15 protein-coding genes and 1 pseudogene are annotated in these 17419 nt (G+C 68.0%); 8 read left to right on the top strand and 8 right to left on the bottom strand.

Annotated elements, in window-relative coordinates:
- Nucleotides 1–2 precede the first annotated feature (2 nt).
- The 3 genes from FGL91_RS14560 to FGL91_RS14550 are packed head-to-tail and all read left to right on the top strand — an operon-like array spanning nt 3 to nt 4156.
- Entirely contained in the window at nt 3–1625 is a 1623-nt protein-coding gene (locus FGL91_RS14560) for an FAD-binding oxidoreductase (RefSeq protein ID WP_227991634.1), read from the top strand.
- A gap of 1 nt (nt 1626) precedes the next feature.
- Nucleotides 1627–2532, top strand: coding sequence for a YegS/Rv2252/BmrU family lipid kinase (locus FGL91_RS14555; protein ID WP_131491123.1), 906 nt, complete (start codon nt 1627–1629; stop codon nt 2530–2532).
- Entirely contained in the window at nt 2525–4156 is a 1632-nt protein-coding gene (locus FGL91_RS14550) for a GMC family oxidoreductase (protein WP_153244161.1), read from the top strand. Before FGL91_RS14555 ends, FGL91_RS14550 begins: the two co-directional genes overlap by 8 nt.
- A gap of 110 nt (nt 4157–4266) precedes the next feature.
- Here the strand turns inward: FGL91_RS14550 and FGL91_RS14545 are convergent, their stop codons facing one another.
- The 4 genes and pseudogenes from FGL91_RS14545 to FGL91_RS14530 form a co-directional block, all read right to left on the bottom strand.
- Nucleotides 4267–6411, bottom strand: coding sequence for a 3-hydroxyacyl-CoA dehydrogenase NAD-binding domain-containing protein (locus tag FGL91_RS14545; protein ID WP_153244752.1), 2145 nt, complete (start codon nt 6409–6411; stop codon nt 4267–4269).
- A gap of 8 nt (nt 6412–6419) precedes the next feature.
- Nucleotides 6420–7625, bottom strand: coding sequence for a thiolase family protein (locus FGL91_RS14540; RefSeq protein WP_047519437.1), 1206 nt, complete (start codon nt 7623–7625; stop codon nt 6420–6422).
- 73 nt (nt 7626–7698) lie between these two features.
- Nucleotides 7699–8891, bottom strand: a pseudogene (locus FGL91_RS14535) (ribonuclease D).
- Nucleotides 8884–9465 carry a DUF3000 domain-containing protein gene (locus FGL91_RS14530; RefSeq protein WP_047519441.1) on the bottom strand — a complete coding sequence of 194 codons (582 nt, stop codon included), beginning with the start codon at nt 9463–9465 and terminating at the stop codon, nt 8884–8886. The pseudogene FGL91_RS14535 and the gene FGL91_RS14530 overlap by 8 nt, the downstream one beginning before the upstream one ends.
- A 25-nt stretch (nt 9466–9490) precedes the next feature.
- Between FGL91_RS14530 and FGL91_RS14525 the strand changes: the two genes are divergently transcribed.
- Entirely contained in the window at nt 9491–10645 is a 1155-nt protein-coding gene (locus FGL91_RS14525; RefSeq protein ID WP_131491120.1) for an alpha/beta hydrolase family protein, read from the top strand.
- Here FGL91_RS14525 and FGL91_RS14520 read toward each other — a convergent pair.
- Together FGL91_RS14520 and FGL91_RS14515 are read right to left on the bottom strand one after the other, a co-directional pair.
- Nucleotides 10629–11060 carry a SufE family protein gene (locus FGL91_RS14520; protein ID WP_047519445.1) on the bottom strand — a complete coding sequence of 144 codons (432 nt, stop codon included), beginning with the start codon at nt 11058–11060 and terminating at the stop codon, nt 10629–10631. The two genes, FGL91_RS14525 and FGL91_RS14520, sit on opposite strands and share 17 nt — an antisense overlap.
- 19 nt (nt 11061–11079) lie before the next feature.
- Nucleotides 11080–11973 (bottom strand): sulfurtransferase, encoded by an 894-nt coding sequence (locus FGL91_RS14515; protein ID WP_131491119.1) that lies wholly within the window; start codon nt 11971–11973, stop codon nt 11080–11082.
- A 146-nt stretch (nt 11974–12119) separates the two neighbouring features.
- On the opposite strand from FGL91_RS14515, the gene zapE reads away from it, so the two are divergent.
- The 3 genes from zapE (at nt 12120) to FGL91_RS14500 (ending at nt 15123) form a co-directional block, all read left to right on the top strand.
- Complete coding sequence (gene zapE, locus FGL91_RS14510; RefSeq protein WP_134353770.1) at nt 12120–13145, top strand: cell division protein ZapE; 1026 nt, start codon at nt 12120–12122, stop codon at nt 13143–13145.
- A 134-nt stretch (nt 13146–13279) separates the two neighbouring features.
- Nucleotides 13280–14518, top strand: coding sequence for an ammonium transporter (locus FGL91_RS14505; protein ID WP_047519451.1), 1239 nt, complete (start codon nt 13280–13282; stop codon nt 14516–14518).
- Between the two features lie 20 nt (nt 14519–14538).
- Nucleotides 14539–15123 (top strand): type II toxin-antitoxin system PemK/MazF family toxin, encoded by a 585-nt coding sequence (locus tag FGL91_RS14500; RefSeq protein ID WP_194239232.1) that lies wholly within the window; start codon nt 14539–14541, stop codon nt 15121–15123.
- Here the strand turns inward: FGL91_RS14500 and FGL91_RS14495 are convergent.
- Nucleotides 15089–16246 carry a DUF1611 domain-containing protein gene (locus tag FGL91_RS14495; RefSeq protein ID WP_153244159.1) on the bottom strand — a complete coding sequence of 386 codons (1158 nt, stop codon included), beginning with the start codon at nt 16244–16246 and terminating at the stop codon, nt 15089–15091. The genes FGL91_RS14500 and FGL91_RS14495 overlap by 35 nt on opposite strands.
- Before the next feature lie 244 nt (nt 16247–16490).
- Between FGL91_RS14495 and FGL91_RS14490 the strand changes: the two genes are divergently transcribed.
- Nucleotides 16491–16877 carry an SPW repeat domain-containing protein gene (locus FGL91_RS14490; RefSeq protein WP_047519453.1) on the top strand — a complete coding sequence of 129 codons (387 nt, stop codon included), beginning with the start codon at nt 16491–16493 and terminating at the stop codon, nt 16875–16877.
- Between the two features lie 59 nt (nt 16878–16936).
- Here FGL91_RS14490 and FGL91_RS14485 read toward each other — a convergent pair whose 3' ends face one another.
- The gene (locus tag FGL91_RS14485; protein WP_153244751.1) at nt 16937–17383 is read right to left on the bottom strand and encodes a GIY-YIG nuclease family protein; all 447 of its coding nucleotides are present in this window, start codon (nt 17381–17383) and stop codon (nt 16937–16939) included.
- Nucleotides 17384–17419 lie beyond the last annotated feature (36 nt).

Genomic DNA, 17419 nt, shown 5'->3' with positions numbered 1-17419 from the left:
GCATGGCGCAAGGAGATGTCGTGGTCGATGCGGACCCGTCGATGAGATGGAACGGCTGGGGTGATCCGGCGAAGGCGAAGGACCTGCCGCTCGCCGTGCGAGCGTTGCTTCCGATGCTGCTCGGCCGGGTACGCAAGCCTGACCCCGCAGTGGAACTGGCACACGTGCAGTTGGCACCCTCACGGTTGACCGATGAGGACCATGCGGCGTTCTGCACCGCGGTCGGCCCGGAGAACGTCGATGCCGCCGCCGAGGCGCGTATCCGTCACGCCGGCGGGCGGTCGACGCCGGACCTCCTCCGGCGCCGCGAGGTCCATCAGGACGCGCCGGACGCCGTCCTTCGTCCCGCGGATCATGCAGAAGTCCGAGCGTGCCTCGACGTCGCCGTCGCACGGGGGATCGCGGTGATCCCGTTCGGTGGCGGTACGAGCGTCGTCGGAGCGCTGGATCCCGAACGGGGCCTGCACCACGCCGTCGTGAGCCTCGATCTGCGACGCCTGAGCGGTCTGATCCGGCTCGATGAGATCAGCGGGGATGCCGTCCTGGCGGCAGGAACGACGGGGCCGGAGGCGGAGGCGCTGCTGTCTGCGCGCGGATACGAGCTCGGCCACTTCCCCCAGAGCTTCCGCTACGCCACGATCGGCGGATTCGCGGCGGCGCGGTCCTCGGGGCAGAACTCCGCGGGCAACGGGCGCTTCGACACGATGGTCACCGGGATCAGGGTGGCGACACCCACGGGTGACATCGAACTCGGACGCTCTCCGGGGTCCGCGGCGGGGCCCGACCTGATCAGGATCTTCCTCGGTTCGGAGGGCATCTTCGGTGTGATCACCGAGGTGCGGGTACGTGTGCACCCGATCCCGCGCGACCGGTTGTTCGAGTCGTGGTCCTTCCCTGACTTCGCGAGCGGTGCGGAGGGACTCCGCGGGGTCGCCCAGCAGGGTGGCGGCCCCACCGTCATCCGGCTGTCGGATGAGGCGGAGACCGCGGTGAGTCTCGCCCAGGTCGGCAGGATCGGCAAGGCCCTCGCGAAGGGCGCGAGCGTGGTGACGGTCTACGAAGGAGAGGACATCGCCGAGCGGCGCGCCCGGACAGGAGCCCGACTCGCTGCCGCTGGAGGGGTCTCTGCGGGCGAAGGTCCGGCCGAGGAGTGGCGGAAGGGCCGATTCGACGGGCCCTACCTGCGCGATTCGCTGCTCGACGCCGGGGTCTTCTGCGAGACGCTCGAGACCGCGACGACCTGGTCGAACCTGCAGACGCTGCGTTCGGCCGTCGAATCGGCGCTCAAGGCCGGCTTCGCCGACGTCGGTGCGAAGTCGTACGTCATGTGCCATGTGTCCCACATCTATCCGAGTGGGGCGTCGCTGTACTTCACGGTGCTCGCCGCCCTCCGTGCAGAGCCGCTCCGGGTGTGGGACGCGGTGAAAGCGCGCGTCAACGATGCGATCATCAGCTCGGGCGGGACCATCAGCCACCACCATGCGGTCGGCAGGGATCATGCGCCCTGGCTCCGTCAGGAGATCGGCGAGACCGGCATCCGCATCCTCTCCGCCATCAAGCGCGAACTCGACCCCGCCGGTGTCCTCAACCCCGGCGCTGTGCTCCCTCTCGAGCGGATGCACTGACGTGTCCGAGCACATCGCCGTGCTCGCGAACCCGTACGCAGGCAAAGGCCGAGGCGAGCGGGCGACCGAGACGGCCGTCCGTCTCCTCCGGGAGCACGGCGTCGACGTGCGCACCTACGCGGGTGTCTCGGCAACGGATACCGCCCAGCTCGCCGTGGCCGCGCTGGCGGATGAGCCGCGTGTCCTCGTGGTAGTGGGGGGTGACGGCACGCTCTCCGGCGTGCTCGACACGGTGTGCGACGCCGCCGTCCCCATCGTCCTCGTGCCCGCGGGCACAGGGAACGATCTCGCCCGGGCGCTCGGGCTCCCGCGCGGAGACGCCCGGGCTGCCGCCGAACTCGCCCTCAGGGGCGTGCCACGAGCGATCGATGTCGGCGTGGTCCGCACCGCGGAGGGCAGCCGGAGGTTCCTGACCATCGCGGCGCTGGGCTTCGACGCGAAAGTCAGTGATCGCACCAACCGGCTCCGCTGGCCGCACGGCGCGCCGCGTTACTACCTCGCACTGCTCATCGAGCTCCTGCGACTGAAGCCGATGGACTTCACGCTCGCGGTGGACGGTGAACCCGCCAGGAGGTCGCCGGGGACGCTCATCGCTGCCGGCAGCACCTCCAGCTACGGGGGCGGGATGCCGATCTGCGCCGGGGCTGTGCCGGACGACGGGTTCCTCGACATCGTTCATGTCGCTCCGCTGGGCCGACTGCGCCTGCTGCGGCTTTTTCCGCTGCTGCTCCGCGGAACGCATCTCGCGCGCGGTGAGGTCGCGCATCGTCGCGCGCAGTCGGTCACGGTGTCGGCCCCGGGTCTCGTGGTCTACGCCGACGGCGAGCGGATCGGCGAGGATGAGTGCACGATCTCGGTCATTCCGGGAGCGCTCACGATGATGGTGCCGAAGGAGGGCGATGACTGAGTTCGATGAAGATGTCGTGGTCGTGGGTTCCGGATTCGGCGGTTCCGTTGCCGCACTGCGACTGGCGGAGAAGGGATACCGTGTGCGCGTCTACGAAGCGGGGCGTCGCTTCGAGGACGACGACTTCGCGAAGACCAACTGGAACGTCCGCCGGTACCTGTGGGCACCGGCCCTGGGCTGCTACGGGATCCAGCGCATCCACCGACTGCCGCATGTGCTGATCCTGGCCGGGGCAGGCGTGGGAGGCGGATCGCTCAACTACGCGAACACGCTGTACCAGCCCGGATCGGCCTTCTTCGCGGACCCGCAATGGCACGGTATCGCGGACTGGGAGACGGAGCTCGCACCGCACTACGCCACGGCGAAGAGGATGCTCGGCGTCGTCGAGCACTACCCGCATACGGGACCTGTGGAGAGGATCATGGCCGGTGCCGCGGAGGACCTCGGCGTCGGCGACACCTTCCGGCGCGCGCCGGTCGGCGTCTGGTTCGGAAAGCCGGGGGAGCGCACACCAGACCCCTTCTTCGGCGGCGAGGGCCCCGATCGCACCGGATGCACCCTCTGCGGGAACTGCATGGTGGGTTGTCGTGTCGGCGCGAAGAACACACTGATGAAGAACTACCTCGCTCTCGCGGAACGCCGCGGGGTCGCGATCGAGGCGCTGCGCACGGTCAGCGAGGTGCGGGAGCTCCCCAGCGGGGGGTTCGCGGTCACGACACAGCGCAGCGGGGCGTGGCTCCGGCACGCGCGGAGGACGGTGACCGCCAGGCAGGTGGTGCTGGCGGCAGGCACATGGGGCACGCAGCAGCTCCTGCATCGGATGAAGGAGTCCGGCGCACTGCCGCGGATCTCGGGGTCGATCGGCCGTCTCACTCGCACCAATTCGGAAGCGCTGGACGGCGCGGTCGCCACGGACGTCCCGGAGTCTCTCCAGCTCGCTCGCGGCGTCGCGATCACGACCTCGTTCCACATCGACGAGCGCACGCACGTCGAGAACGTCCGCTACGGGCCGGGCTCGAACCTGATGGGGGCGCTGGCGACGGTCATCGTCCCCGGAGGGCGGCCGCTGGGGGTGCGGCTGCGCAGCCTCGTCGCGCAGGTGCTCCGCTCCCCGCTGCGGCAGTTCCGTCTGGGGAGCCTCCGGCGCTGGAGTGAGCGGGGGATCATCGCGCTGGTGATGCAGACGGCGGACAACTCGCTCACCCTCTCGCTACGCCGCCGCTTCGGTCGCCTCGTGATGACGAGTGCGCAGGGTCACGGATCGCCGAACCCGAGCTACCTGCCCCAAGCTCACACCGCGGCTGCGGCGATCGCCGCGCGGGTCGAGGCCGAGGGCGGGGTGCCCGCAGCTCCGCGCGGATCCTGGCCGGAGGTGTTCGGCATCCCACTCACGGCGCACTTCCTCGGAGGTGCCGTGATCTCCGCATCGCCGGCACACGGGGTCATCGACGCGTACCACCGCGTCTGGGGGCATCCCGGGCTGCACGTCGTCGACGGTGCCGCTGTGCCCGCCAATCCCGGGGTGAACCCCTCGCTCACGATCACCGCGCTTGCGGAGAGGGCACTGTCGTACTGGCCTCGGTACGGTGAGGTCGACGGCCGACCGGTTCAGTCCGCCGGCTGAGCCTCGGCGACGGGAATCTGCGGTGCCACGTCATCGCAGAACGGACGACGAAGCGCCCCACCGGATTCGCGGGGAATCCCGTGGGGCGCGTCGCGTGATGGTGTTCGCGGTCAGCGGCTCTCGACGCCGCGGATCTGCGGAGTGTGGAACGAGCTGCCGAAGGCCCGCTCGGACGCTCCCTCACGGTCGAGGTACGGCGAGGCGCCCCCGTCGATGAACGGCCAGCCGGCGCCGAGGATGAGGCACAGATCGATGTCCTCGACCTCGGGCACGACGCCTTCGTCCAGCATCAGCTTGATCTCCTGTGCCAGGCCGTCCTGAACGCGCTGCAGGATGGTCGCTGCGGAGGCAGGGGCCTTGCCGACCGCCGGCTTCAGCACCTTCTCGGCCTGCTTGGTCCAGCCGATGACGCGTCCGCCCTTGTCCTTCTCCACGACCGCGTCGAGTTTCGCGAGCGCATGGAAGTTCTCGTTGGCGTAGAACCGGTCGGGGAAGGCGTGGACCATCGTGTCCTGCACGTGGGCGGCGACCTTCCACCCGACCAGGTCGATCAGCTGGAACGGCCCCATCGGGAGACCGAGCGGGCCGAACGCCTTCTCGACGTCGGCGATCGGCGTGCCCTCGTAGACCGCGCGGGCCGCCTCGCCCATGACCTTGGCGAGCAGTCGGTTCACGACGAAGCCCGGCGCGTCGGCGGTGAGCACCGCGTTCTTCCCGAGATTCTTCGCGACGACGAAAGCCGTCGACAGCGCGGCATCGTCCGTCGCCGGTGTCTTCACGATCTCGATCAGCGGCATCACTGCGACCGGGTTGAAGAAGTGGAAGCCCACGAGACGCTCGGGGTGCGCCAGCTTGGAGCCGATCTCCTCGACGGACAGCGACGAGGTGTTGGTCGCGAGGATCGCGTCCTCGGCGATGACCTTCTCGATCTCGCCGAACACCTGCTGCTTGACGCCGACCTCTTCGAACACGGCCTCGATCACGAAGTCGCAGTCCGCGTAGAGGCTCTTGTCGGTGGTGCCGGTGACGAGCGCGCGCAGCTTGTTGGCCGAGTCGGCGTCCAGGCGTCCCTTCGCCTCGAGCTTGCCGATCTCCTCGTGGATGTACGCGACGCCCTTGTCGACGCGCGCCTGGTCCAGGTCGGTGATGAGCACGGGCACCTGTAGCTTGCGCACGAACAACAGCGCGAACTGGCTCGCCATGAGACCGGCGCCGATGATGCCGACCTTGGTGACCTTCTTCGCGAGCTGCTTGTCCGGAGCGCCGACAGGACGCTTCGCGCGCTTCTGCACGAGGTCGAACGCGTACATGGACGCCGCGAACTGATCGCCCGTGACGAGTTCGGCGAGCGCCTCGTCCTCGCGGGCGAAGCCCTCTGCCTTGGTTCCGGCTTTGGCCTTGTCAAGCAGGTCCAGTGCGGCATAAGGCGACTTCGGCACGGTGCCGATCTTCGACTCGAGCATCCCGCGTGCCATCTTGATGGCGATCGGCCACTTGGTGAGGCGTTCGATCTTGCCGGGCTCGTTCTTGCGCTCGACCTTCTTGCCGCCGAGAACGGCGTCCGCCCACGACAGGGAGTTCTCGAGGTAGTTCGCCGCGGGGAAGATCGCGTCGAAGATGCCCAGATCGAATGCCTGCTGAGGCTTGAGCATGCGGTTCTGCTTGAGCGGGTTGGAGATGACGACCTCGAGCGCGTTCTCGATGCCGATCAGGTTCGGCAGGAGGTATGCGCCACCCCAGCCCGGGATGATGCCGAGGAAGACCTCGGGCAGGGCCACTGCCGCCGCCGAGGCGTCGACTGTGCGGTAGCTGGAGTTCAGAGCGATCTCCAGGCCGCCGCCCAGAGCGAGGCCGTTCACGAACGCGAACGAGGGCACACCGAGATCGCCGAGCTTGCCGAGCACCTTGTGGCCGAGCTGCGCGATCAGGCGGGCGTTGTCACGCGAGCCGACCTTGCTGATGTCGGACAGATCGGCGCCCGCGGCGAGGATGTACTGCTTTCCCGTGATGCCGACCGCCTGGATCTCGCCCGCGGCCGCTCGTGCCGTGAGAGCGTCGAGTGTTTCACCCAGCTGAGTGAGGGTCGCCGGACCCAGTGTGTTCGGACGCGTGTGATCGCGGCCGTTGTCGAGGGTGATCAGGGCGAGCACCTTGCCGGAGGCGAGACGGATGTCGCGCACGGGCGACTGCGTGATGACCTCGCCCTCGGTGAGCGCCTGGATGGGGGAGAAGTCGATCTCGTCGTAGTTGGTCACAGTGGCGCTCACTTCTTCTTCTTGCCGTCGTAGTGCGGGTTCTCCCAGATGACCGAACCGCCCTGACCGAGGCCGACGCACATGGCGGTCAGACCGTAGCGGACATCGGGGCGCTCGGCGAACTGGGCCGCGAGCTGGATCATCAGACGCACCCCGGACGCCGCGAGCGGGTGTCCCAGCGCGATCGCGCCGCCCCACTGGTTGACGCGGGGGTCGTCGTCGGCGATGCCGAAGTGGTCGAGCAGAGAGATCACCTGGATGGCGAACGCTTCATTGAGCTCGAACAGGCCGATGTCGTCGATCGTGAGTCCGGCCTTCTTGAGGGCCTTCTCGGTCGACGGGATCGGTCCGATCCCCATGATCTCGGGCTGCACACCGGCGAAGGCGAACGAGACCATCCGCATCTTCGGCGCGAGTCCGAACTCCTTCACCGCTCCGCCCCCGGCGAGCAGCGACATCGTCGCGCCGTCGGTGAGCGGGGAGGAAGTGCCGGCGGTGACGCGCCCGTGCGGGCGGAACGGCGTCTTGAGGGATGCGAGATCTTCCATCGTGGTCTGCGGGCGGCGGCCCTCGTCCTCGGTCGCGAGACCCCAGGCGCCATCCGGACCCTTGGTGGCGACCGAGACGAGGTCGGGCTGGATCTTGCCGGCGTCGTACGCTGCCTGCACCTTGTGCTGGCTGAGCATGCCGAATCGGTCCGAGCGCTCCTTCGTGAGGTGCGGGAAACGGTCGAAGATCCGCTCCGCGGTGACGCCCATGTTGAGCGCGCCGGGATCGACCATCTTCTCGGCGACGAAGCGCGGGTTCGGGTCCGCGTTGCCACCGATGGGGTGGTGGCCCATGTGCTCGACGCCGCCGGCGAGGGCGAAGTCGTACATGCCGACGCCGATCGACGCGCCCATGGTCGTCACGCTCGTCATCGCGCCTGCGCACATGCGCTCCACCGCGAGACCGGGCACGGTCTGCGGAAGGCCGGCGAGGATCGCCACGGATCGCCCGAGCGTCAGCCCCTGGTCGCCGGTCTGGCTCGTCGCCGCGATCGCGACATCGTCGATGCGGTCGGCCGGCACGGCGGCGTTGCGCTCCATCAGGCCGATGGTCGCCTTGACGGCGAGGTCATCCGCGCGGGTGTTCCAGTACATGCCCTTTTCGCCGGCGCGCCCGAAAGGGGTGCGTACTCCATCGACGAAGAAGACGTCCGAGATCTCGGCCACTCTGCCTCCAAGTTAGTGCGTGGCCTCAGTCTACGAAGCCCGTGAAAACCGGGAGGAATCGGTTGGATCGAACCTACGAAGCGGTCGCGGGGGTCGCGTCGGGCGTTTGCGCGGCTTCTACAAAGGCCGCAGCGATCTTCTGTGCAGTCTGTGCAATCTGCCAGGGGCGGGCGCCCAGTGCGGCCAACGCAGCGCCGATCTCCTCCGGGGTCTCTCCCGGCAGCTCCCAGGCCACGCGGCGCAGATACTCCGGCGTCAGGAGGTTCTCCGTCGGCATCCCCAGCTCTTCGGCCGTGGCCTCCACGACGGGTCGCGCAGCCTTGAGTCGCGCATCCGCTTCGGGGTTCCGGTCTGCCCACGCGCGGGCGGGGGAAGGCTGTCACTCGGCACGCGCTCACGGGGGAGGTCTTCCGTCGCCCTGCCCTCGACGATGGCCTGCCACCAGCGGTCGAGCTGTGTGCGACTGGCGCGCCCCTGGAACTCCTTGACGCCGGCCAGAGCCTGCTTCGACGGCGGGTTCGCCATCACCGCCGCCACCAGGGAGCGGTCCGGCACGAGTCGTCCGGGCGAGACGTCCTGGTCCTGCGCGTATGCCTCGCGGGCTTGCCACAGAGAACGGGCGACCGCGAGGTTGCGGGCGCCGCGCACCTGATGCAGGCCGCTGAGTCGGCGCCAGGGGTCTTCTCTCGGGGGTTTGGGTGCGCGTGTCAGGGTGGCGGCGAACTCCTCCGCCGCGATCTCCGTCTTGCCCTGCTCCTCGAGCTCCAGGACGAGGACGTCGCGGACGTCGATCAGATGCAGGACGTCGAGAGCGGCATACTCCAGCCAGGAGTCCGGAAGCGGACGCGTCGACCAGTCGGCGGCGGAATGCTCCTTCTTGAGCGTGATGCCCAAGGTGTCCTCGACGACCGCCCCGAGCCCGACGCGCTCGTGACCGAGCAGGCGGGAGGCGAGTTCGGTGTCGAAGATGGTCCGCGGTTCCAGGTGGAGCTCCCGAAGGGACGGGAGGTCCTGACTCGCGGCATGCAGTACCCACTCCACGTCGCCGATCGCGTCCTGGAGCGGAGCGAAGTCACCGATCGCAGGCGGATCGAACAGGAAGACCCCCGCGTCGCGACGGAAGACCTGCACGAGGTAGGCGCGTTGCGAGTATCGGAAGCCGGACGCGCGCTCCACGTCCACGGCCACGGGCCCGGTACCGGCGGCGAGCACGGCGCACGCCGCGCGGAACTCCCCAGCATCCGAGATCACGGAGTATTCAGTCACGTACAGCCTTTCGCGCGCCGATCACGGCGATGCCCTCGGAGCCGGGCGGAAGTCCCGCCAGCATTCCGACCAGCTCGGCCCATGCTTCGACGTGGGGTCGGAACGGGCCTTCCGGAGTCCAGGACGCCCGCAATTCTATCTGGGCCCCGTCGCCCTCGATGGCGAGCCCGCCGAATCCCTTCGACAGCGTCTTGGTCGAGGTGCCCGATTCCGAGTGGTAGACGGCCTGACGGGAGTCGAGCGCATCGACCAGCCACGACCACGTCACATCGGCCAGGAGGGGGTCGGTGCCGATCTCGGTCTCGAGCGGGGCCTGCGCGAAGATGACGATGCGCCAGGAGCCGCCCCATGCCCCTGGTTCCTCCGGATCGTGCAGCAGGACGAACCGGCCGGTGCCGTACACGGACTCGCCATCACCCTCCGGGCGCACATCGGCGGCGAGGGCGATGGCGAAGGGCGCGAGGCCCTGCGGTGTGGCGATCTCGCGCACCGTGATGTCATCGCGGAACTCGGTCGCGCGCAGTTCGGCCACGGCGCTCTCGAAGGGCGTCCCGGCTTCGGGGGGTGCGGTCACGGCAACAGGCTAGAGTCAGGAAGCGATGAAGAGTCTCAGGCACGCCGTTACCCTCCTTGTCCCCGCCCTGTTCGCTTTCGGGGCGGCGTTCGCTCTCGTCGTGTTCGCCGTGGCCCGGCGAGTGGTCACCCCCATGCGTCGCGCGACCGACACCGAGATCCTCGCCGTCGACACCGGCGCACAGACCATCGAGCTGCAGCGCACTCCCGACACCGAGCTTCCCGGTCGTTACGGCCTGTTCACGACGGGCACCTACGGCTATGTCAAGCTCGGCGCCGTGCTCAGCGCGGACGCGGGGACGGTGCGTCGCAAGCTCCTGACACAGATCGAGCCGGGTGCTCGCGTCGACCGCGCCGCGGCCTTCAGCGGCTACTACTACTCCTCGCCGAGTGAGCTTCATCTGCGGTGGGAGAACCTGCTGATCGGTTCGCCCGCGGGGCCGTGCCCGGCCTGGTATTTCCCGGCGTCGTCGAAGACCTGGGTGGTCCAGGTGCACGGCCGTGGGGCGACACGCGCCGAGTGTCTCCGTGCGGTGCCGGTGCTGCATGCCGCCGGCCTTCCCAACCTCGTCGTGTCCTATCGCAACGACGGCGAGGCCCCGCGCACGAAGGCGGGTGCGTACGCCCTCGGTGCCTCGGAGTGGCGTGACGTCGATGCCGCGATCGCTTATGCGTTGCGGCACGGTGCCGAACGCGTCATCTTGATGGGTTGGTCGATGGGAGGTGCGGTGTCGCTGCAGGCAGCGGTCACCTCCGGGCACCGCGATCGCATCGCCGGGATCATCCTCGAATCGCCGGTCGTCGACTGGCGCACGGTGCTGAGATTCCAGGCGAAGCTCGCCCGCGTACGGGCGCCGCTTCCGGAGCTGGCCATGGGGGCGCTGCAGATGCCCCTCACCGCACGCCTCAGCGGAGCGGATGCGCCGATCCCGTTCGACCGGTTGGACATGGTCGCTCGTGCGGACGAACTCACCGCGCCGGTGCTGATCCTGCACAGCGACGACGACGGATTCGTGCCGGCGGATTCCTCACATGCGTTGCAGGAGGTGCGCCCCGACCTCGTGACCATGCCGCGGTTCACGGTCGCCCGCCACACGAAGCTGTGGAACTACGATCAGGTCGGCTGGACGACTGCGATCACGGACTGGCTCGAGGCTCAGGGCTTCACCGCTTCTGAATGACCTGGTTCTTCGCGCGCATGAGCATTCCGGTCATGCCCCCGATCCGCAACGGCGATACGGCCTTGGTGAGCCCGATCGACTGCGGGTAGTCGTTCGGTATCGCGAGCACCTCATCGGTGGTGAGGCCGGTCAGGCCCTGGACCAGGATGCTCGCGAACCCACGCGTGGTCGGCGCCTCGGGCGGCGCTGAGGCGTGCATGGTGACGATGTCGTCGTCGACCTCGACGTGGATGTACACCGGCGACTGGCACTCGGCGACCCGTTCGTACATCTCCGGGTGCGCCGCGACCTCTGCGGACACGTCGGGAAGCTCGTCCGAGAACTCGAGCAGCAGCAGGAGACGGTCGGCTTCGGGAATCTCCAGGAATCCGTCGCGGATGTCGGCGAGGGCCTCAGGAACGTCGCTTGTGCTCATCCCTGTCATTGTCACATGCTCAGAGCGTGCCGGGCTCGGATCCGGTGACGATGGGAACACGTACAGCGCTACCCCACTCGGTCCAGGAGCCGTCGTAGTTGCGCACGTTCTCGAAGCCCAGGAGGTGCTTGAGGACGAACCAGGTGTGGCTCGACCGCTCGCCGATGCGGCAGTAGGCGACGATCTCATCGCCATCGTTCAGGCCTGCTCCGTCGCGGTAGATCTCATCGAGCTCGGCGCGGCTGCGGAAACCGCCGTCTTCCGCGACAGCCTTCGCCCACGGTACGCTCTGCGCGGTCGGGATGTGGCCGGCACGGAGCGAACCCTCTTCGGGGTATGCGGGAGCCGTCGTGCGCTCTCCGTTGTACTCCTCGGGGGAGCGGACATCGATCAGCGGGTTGCCGATGTGGGCGAGGACGTCCTCCTTGTAGGCGCGGAGCACCGAGTCATCGCGCTCGACCACCGGGTACTCGGTCGCTGGGCGGCTGGTCGCCTCGCGGGTGATCTCTCGGCCCTCGGCGATCCAGCGATCGCGTCCGCCGTCGAGAAGGCGGACGTCTTCATGGCCGAACAGGGAGAAGACCCAGAGGGCGTAGGCCGCCCACCAGTTGTTCTTGTCGCCGTAGATCACGACGGTGTCGTCACGGGAGATGCCCTTGCGGCTCAGCAGTTCCGCGAAGCCCTCGCCGTCGACGTAGTCGCGGACGACGGGGTCGTTGAGCTCGGTGTGCCAGTCGACCTTCACCGCACCCGGGATGTGGCCCGTCTCATAGAGAAGCACGTCCTCATCCGACTCGACGACGACGAGTCCGGGCGTTCCGAGCCGCTGGGCGAGCCACTCCGTGGTCACGAGGCGACCGGGCTCGGCGTACTCGGCGAACTTGGGGGAGGAGGAATCGAACTCGATGGCCATGGGATCTCCGAAGCGTGTGAGCGGACGAGGGGGTGAGTGCGGACGGCGTAGTGTTGATCCGTCCCTTCGACGATAGATCCCCGCCGAGCACCCTGCGCCCGATTCGTAAGACTTCGACACAGGCCAGCACCCGATTCAGGACCGTGATGACCGACACGACCAGCCGCACCGTGCACCTCACCGATCGTCAGCCGACGGTCACCGGACCCGAGATGCTGGCGAGCCTGGTGCCGCCGCCCCAGTTCGACACGGCGACTTTCGACAGCTATCGCGCGGATCCTGCCTATCCTTCGCAGGAGGAGGCGAAGGAGACGTTGATGCGTTTCGCGGGCCGCGGCCCCGCGGTGAAGCGCGGCGGCCTCTTCAGCCGCGCGAAGAAGGAACCCGAGCTCAAACCCGGTGTCTACCTCGACGGCGGCTTCGGTGTCGGCAAGACCCACCTGCTCGCTTCCATCTATCACGCGATGCCGGCCCGACGGAAGTACTTCGGTTCCTTCATCGAGTACACCGCCCTGGTCGGCGCCCTCGGATACAAGAACACCGTCGACCTGCTCAAGGGCGCGGATCTGCTGTGCATCGATGAGTTCGAGCTCGACGATCCGGGCGACACCATGGTCATGACCCGCCTCATCGGAGAGCTCGTTCCCACGGGGACCCGCCTGGCGGCGACCTCCAACACCCCACCGAACGCACTCGGCGAGGGACGATTCGCCGCACAGGACTTCCTCCGCGAGATCCACGCCATGTCCGACAGCTTCCAGACCCTCCGCATCGACGGAGTGGACTTCCGCCAGCGGGCGATCGACGGACACGCCGTCGTCCTGGATGACGACGCCTATGAAGCGGCAGCAGCGACGGCGGACGGCACGGCATCCGACGACCGCTTCGACGATGTGATCCGTCACCTCGCCCAGGTGCACCCGTCTCGCTACATCCGTGTGATCGAAGGTCTCGACCAGGTCGGGCTGCGCGACGTGCATCAGCTCACCGATCAGTCCGAGGCGCTGCGCTTCGTCGCCTTCGTCGACCGCGTGTACGACGCCCAGATCCCCGTCATCGCGACCGGGCTCGGGCTCGATTCGGTGTTCTCCGAGGAGATGCTGGCCGGCGGATACCGCAAGAAGTACCTGCGCGCCGTCTCTCGACTCAACGCCTTGACGCATTCTGCGTAACCCCGAAGGGCCGCGTAACGCGATGTTCACACCAGGAGCGGCGCTGTAACGGCGGGGAAACAAACCTCACGCATGCGCGAAACGGCGCGTCGTCACACTGAAGCTCTCAATTACTTCGGATGTGAGGTTTTCCTATGGATGCTCCCGGCAACATCTCGTGGGCGATCACCGCGACAGCGCTCGTTCTGCTCATGACGCCCGGCGTCGCCTTCTTCTACGGAGGTCTCGTCAAGGCGAAGAGCGTCGTCAGCATGATGATGATGAGCTTCGGCTCGATCGGACTTGTCGCCGTGCTGTGGATTCTCTTCGGCTTCTCGATGAGCGCCGTCGACAGCCCGACCGCCTTCGCAGGCAACCCCTTCGCCGACTTCGGGCTGTCCAGCCTGGCGTCCGGTGAGGGATCGAACGTCGCGCTCCTGGGCGTCGCTTACGGCGCGACCTTCGCGATCATCACCGTCGCGCTGATCTCCGGAGCGATCGCGGATCGTGCCAAGTTCGGCAGCTGGCTGATCTTCGCCGGCATCTTCGCCACGGTCGGCTACTTCCCGGTCGCCGCGTGGGTCTGGGGTGGCGGCTGGATCATGAACCTCGGCACGACGCTCTTCGGTGAGGACAGCGGCATCGGCGTGATCGACTACGCCGGCGGTACTGCGGTCCACATCAACGCGGGTGCAGCCGCCCTGGCGCTCGCTCTGGTCCTCGGAAAGCGCATCGGCTTCCAGAAGGGCATCCTGAAGCCGCACAACGTGCCGCTGACCCTCCTCGGTGCCGCACTGCTGTGGTTCGGCTGGTTCGGTTTCAACGCCGGTGCGGAGTGGCTCGCTGAGGACATGGGCGGAGTCGGACTCATCGGGCTGAACACGCTCGGCGCCACCGCGGCCGCGATCCTGGGCTGGATCCTCATCGAGCGCATCAAGGACGGCAAGGCGACTTCGGTCGGTGCAGCCTCCGGTGCCGTCGCCGGTCTCGTCGCCATCACCCCGGCCTGCGCCAACCTCACCCCGGGCTGGTCCCTCCTGCTCGGTGCCGTAGCCGGTATCGTCTGCGCCCTCGCTGTCGAGCTGAAGTTCCGTCTCGGCTTCGACGACTCGCTCGATGTGGTCGGTATCCACCTCGTCGGCGGTCTGATCGGAACCCTGTACCTCGGCTTCTTCGCCACCGACACGGGTCTGTTCGTCGGCGGCGACGCCCGCCAGCTCGCCGTGCAGGTCATCGCCGCGGTCGGCGTGCTGATCTACTCCTTCGTGGTCGCCTTCCTCATCGGCTTCGCGATCGAGAAGACGATCGGATTCCGCGTCACGAGCGAGGACGAGATCGCCGGTGTCGACCAGGTCGTCCACGGCGAGGAGGGATACGCACTCGTCGACGCGTGAACTGCGGTTAGGGTGACCGAGTGGGCAAGAGCAACAGCATCCTGACATCACTCCTGGACATCCTGCGCAAGGCAGTGGGTTCCGGCCGGGCGCCTCGGACATCAGGTCCGAGGCGCCCGGCCGCGCGTTTGCGCACCGAGGAGCAACGGCCCGCGCCGTCGTCGTCGACGGTGGAGCGGGGGCGGATGAGCGGCAGCGAGACCGTTCGCGTCGATCCGGACCGGATCACACGTCTGGAGGTCGCCTACGCGCCGCAGCGCGACGGGGCGCCGGATGCGGGGGAGATCGTCTGGACCTGGGTGCCGTATGAGGAGAACGACGGACGCGGCAAGGATCGTCCCGTTCTCGTGATCGGACGCGAGTCCGCTGAGCGCGTGTACGCCGTGCGCATGACGAGCAGACCCCATGACGGCGACCGCGACTATCTCTCGATCGGCACGGGGGAGTGGGACGCGCAGAGACGCGAATCCTGGGTCGACATCGAACAGCTCTACAGCGTGCACGAGGGAGGACTCCGTCGAGAAGCCGCCGTCCTCGACCGACGCCGCTACGACCGGGTCGGTGCCGCTCTCACACGACGCTACGGATGGTCGGCCGCGGGGTGAGGGCAGGGAACGCCTGCAGCACCATGTCGACGAGTTCCCCCAGCGGGCGGGTCAGCGGATCCGTGGCGGGGAGGCCGGTGTCGATCTCGATCCCGTCGATCGCCGCTGTGAGCTGATCCGCGGAGAGGTTCTCGTGATTCACGGTCACACCGATCACACGCGTGTCGGCGAAGGCCTCGATGAGAGCGATCTCGCTGTCGACCGTCGGCATCGCGACCATCGGGAAGTCTCCGAGCACCGTGCGGCCCGGGGCATGCTGCACGATCACTCCGGCAGGCCGGCTCCCACGGAGGATGTGCGCCGACGTGATGTACGCCGGGTGGCTGAGCGCGCCTTGCCCCTCGACGATGATCACGTCCGGGTCTTCGCCCTCGAACGCCGCGACCACCTGGTTCTCGACCTCACCTGAGCAGTACTGCGGGACGAGTGCGTCGAGCGCCACGCCGTAGCGGCCGCCCTGGATGATCGTGGTCTGTCCGGTGCCGACCATGACGGCATGGATGCCGCGTTCGTTCAGCGCACGAACCAGGATCGTCGCGGTGGTGCGCTTGCCGATGGCTCCGTCGGTGCCGAGGATCGCGATGCGCGGGCAGGTCACGTCGAAGATCCGCCCGGAGAACAGGTGGAGGTCCTTCTTCTCGCGCGGGCGACGGATGTCGGTGATCGTCACTCCGGCCAGCAGCGCGGCGGCCACGAACTCGGCGTCGTCGGTGAGGAACTCGTGCAGACCGTTGATGATGTGCATGCCTCGAGCGATCCCGTCGAGGAGTACGGTGCGCTGACCCGCCGAGAGGAGGCCGTCTGCCGGTGCGACGCCGCAGATCAGGTAGTCCGGGACGTGACCGGCGTGCGCGATGCCCGTGACGAGATCACTGACGATCGGGAGGCCGTTCGCGGTGCCGTCCAGCAGCATGCCGGCATCCGCACCGGCGCGGGTGCTGTCGATGACACTGAGGATCTCGTACTTCTCGGAGTGGCGGACCAGTCCGTTCGCCGTCTTGCCGTCCTGCTCCCCGAATTGACCTTCGCAGTAGACGATCGCCGTCGAGCCGCTCGGGAGGGCGATGGGTGCGGCCCATGCGTGCGCAGGGTCTCGGAAAGCAGGGGTTGACGGGATGGGCATGACGCTCCTCGGGCTCACACAGAGGAGGCGACGGAGAACGAAATGACCGATGAGGCCCGTTGGTCGACGAGAAGTCTTCCCTGATGCCGGCGAGTTGCCGACAGTGCTCACCGTAGCAGCGCCGCCTGGGACCGAGCCGCGAACACTCGCCCGTCACCCTTCCTCGCGCCGCGGGCAATCCGATGCGAGGAGGGCTTCGAACCAGTGGTGAGTCGCGTTCAGCGGCGCCACACAAGGAGGAATCATGCGTTTCATCCCCACCAAGGTCCACGGAGCTCTCGACTACATCGTCGGCATCGCCCTGATCGCCGCGCCCTGGCTGTTCGGCTTCGCGAGCATGGGCGGACCCGCGGTCATCATCCCGATCGTCCTCGGCATCGGGCTCATCGTCTACAGCCTGTTCACGAAGTACGAGTGGGGTCCGTTCGGCTTCATCCCGATGCCCGTGCATCTCGTGTTCGACATCGTCGCCAGCCTGTTCCTCGCGCTGTCGCCCTGGATCTTCGGCTTCTCCGGAGAGGCTCTCAACGTCTGGCTGCCGCACGTCGTGGTGGGGGCAGCGGTGATCGTCGTCGTCCTCTTCTCGCAGCCGGAGCCTGCGAACGCACGAGGACGCGCAGCCACGGCCTGATCACGCCCCGATACGCGGTGCCGGGCGACTGGACTTCCCGAAGCAGTCGCCCGGCATCGTCATGTGACGGCCCACCCGCGGTCATCGTCTCCGCGTAGCGCTGCGCTCAGCCAACGCGCGTAGAGCACCCAGGGTTCTCCCTCGTGGCGGAGGTGCGAGACGTGCGCGCGCAGAGCCGCGGTGAGGGTGAACCATTCGCCGCCCTCGCGGATGGAGGCGAAGTCGCGGTGTCGCTGCTGCTCCAGGGACCGCCCTCCTCGTTCGAAGGCGAGGAGCTCGTCGTGCCGGAGCGCGGCGAGGCGTCTGCGGGGGTTGCTGCTCGTCCCGATCTTCACGCGCTCGTCGAAGCGGATGTAGTAGACGACGTCGACGCGGGGGAGCGGGAGGTCGGCGTCCGGTACATCACCGTAGCGCCAGCCGCACGCCGCACAGCACCAGTGCTCCTCGGTGCGGAACCCCGTACCGTCGCCGCAGAGCGTGCACGGACCGGGGAGAGCGTGAGTCATCGACACCGGGGCAGAATACGCGCACGGTCGGACAGA

It is taken from the genome of Microbacterium sp. CBA3102, from assembly GCF_007954505.1.
Taxonomy (GTDB): domain Bacteria; phylum Actinomycetota; class Actinomycetes; order Actinomycetales; family Microbacteriaceae; genus Microbacterium; species Microbacterium aurugineum.
Note: the sequence above shows the minus strand (reverse complement) of the source record. Positions and strands in the feature narration are given on the sequence as shown.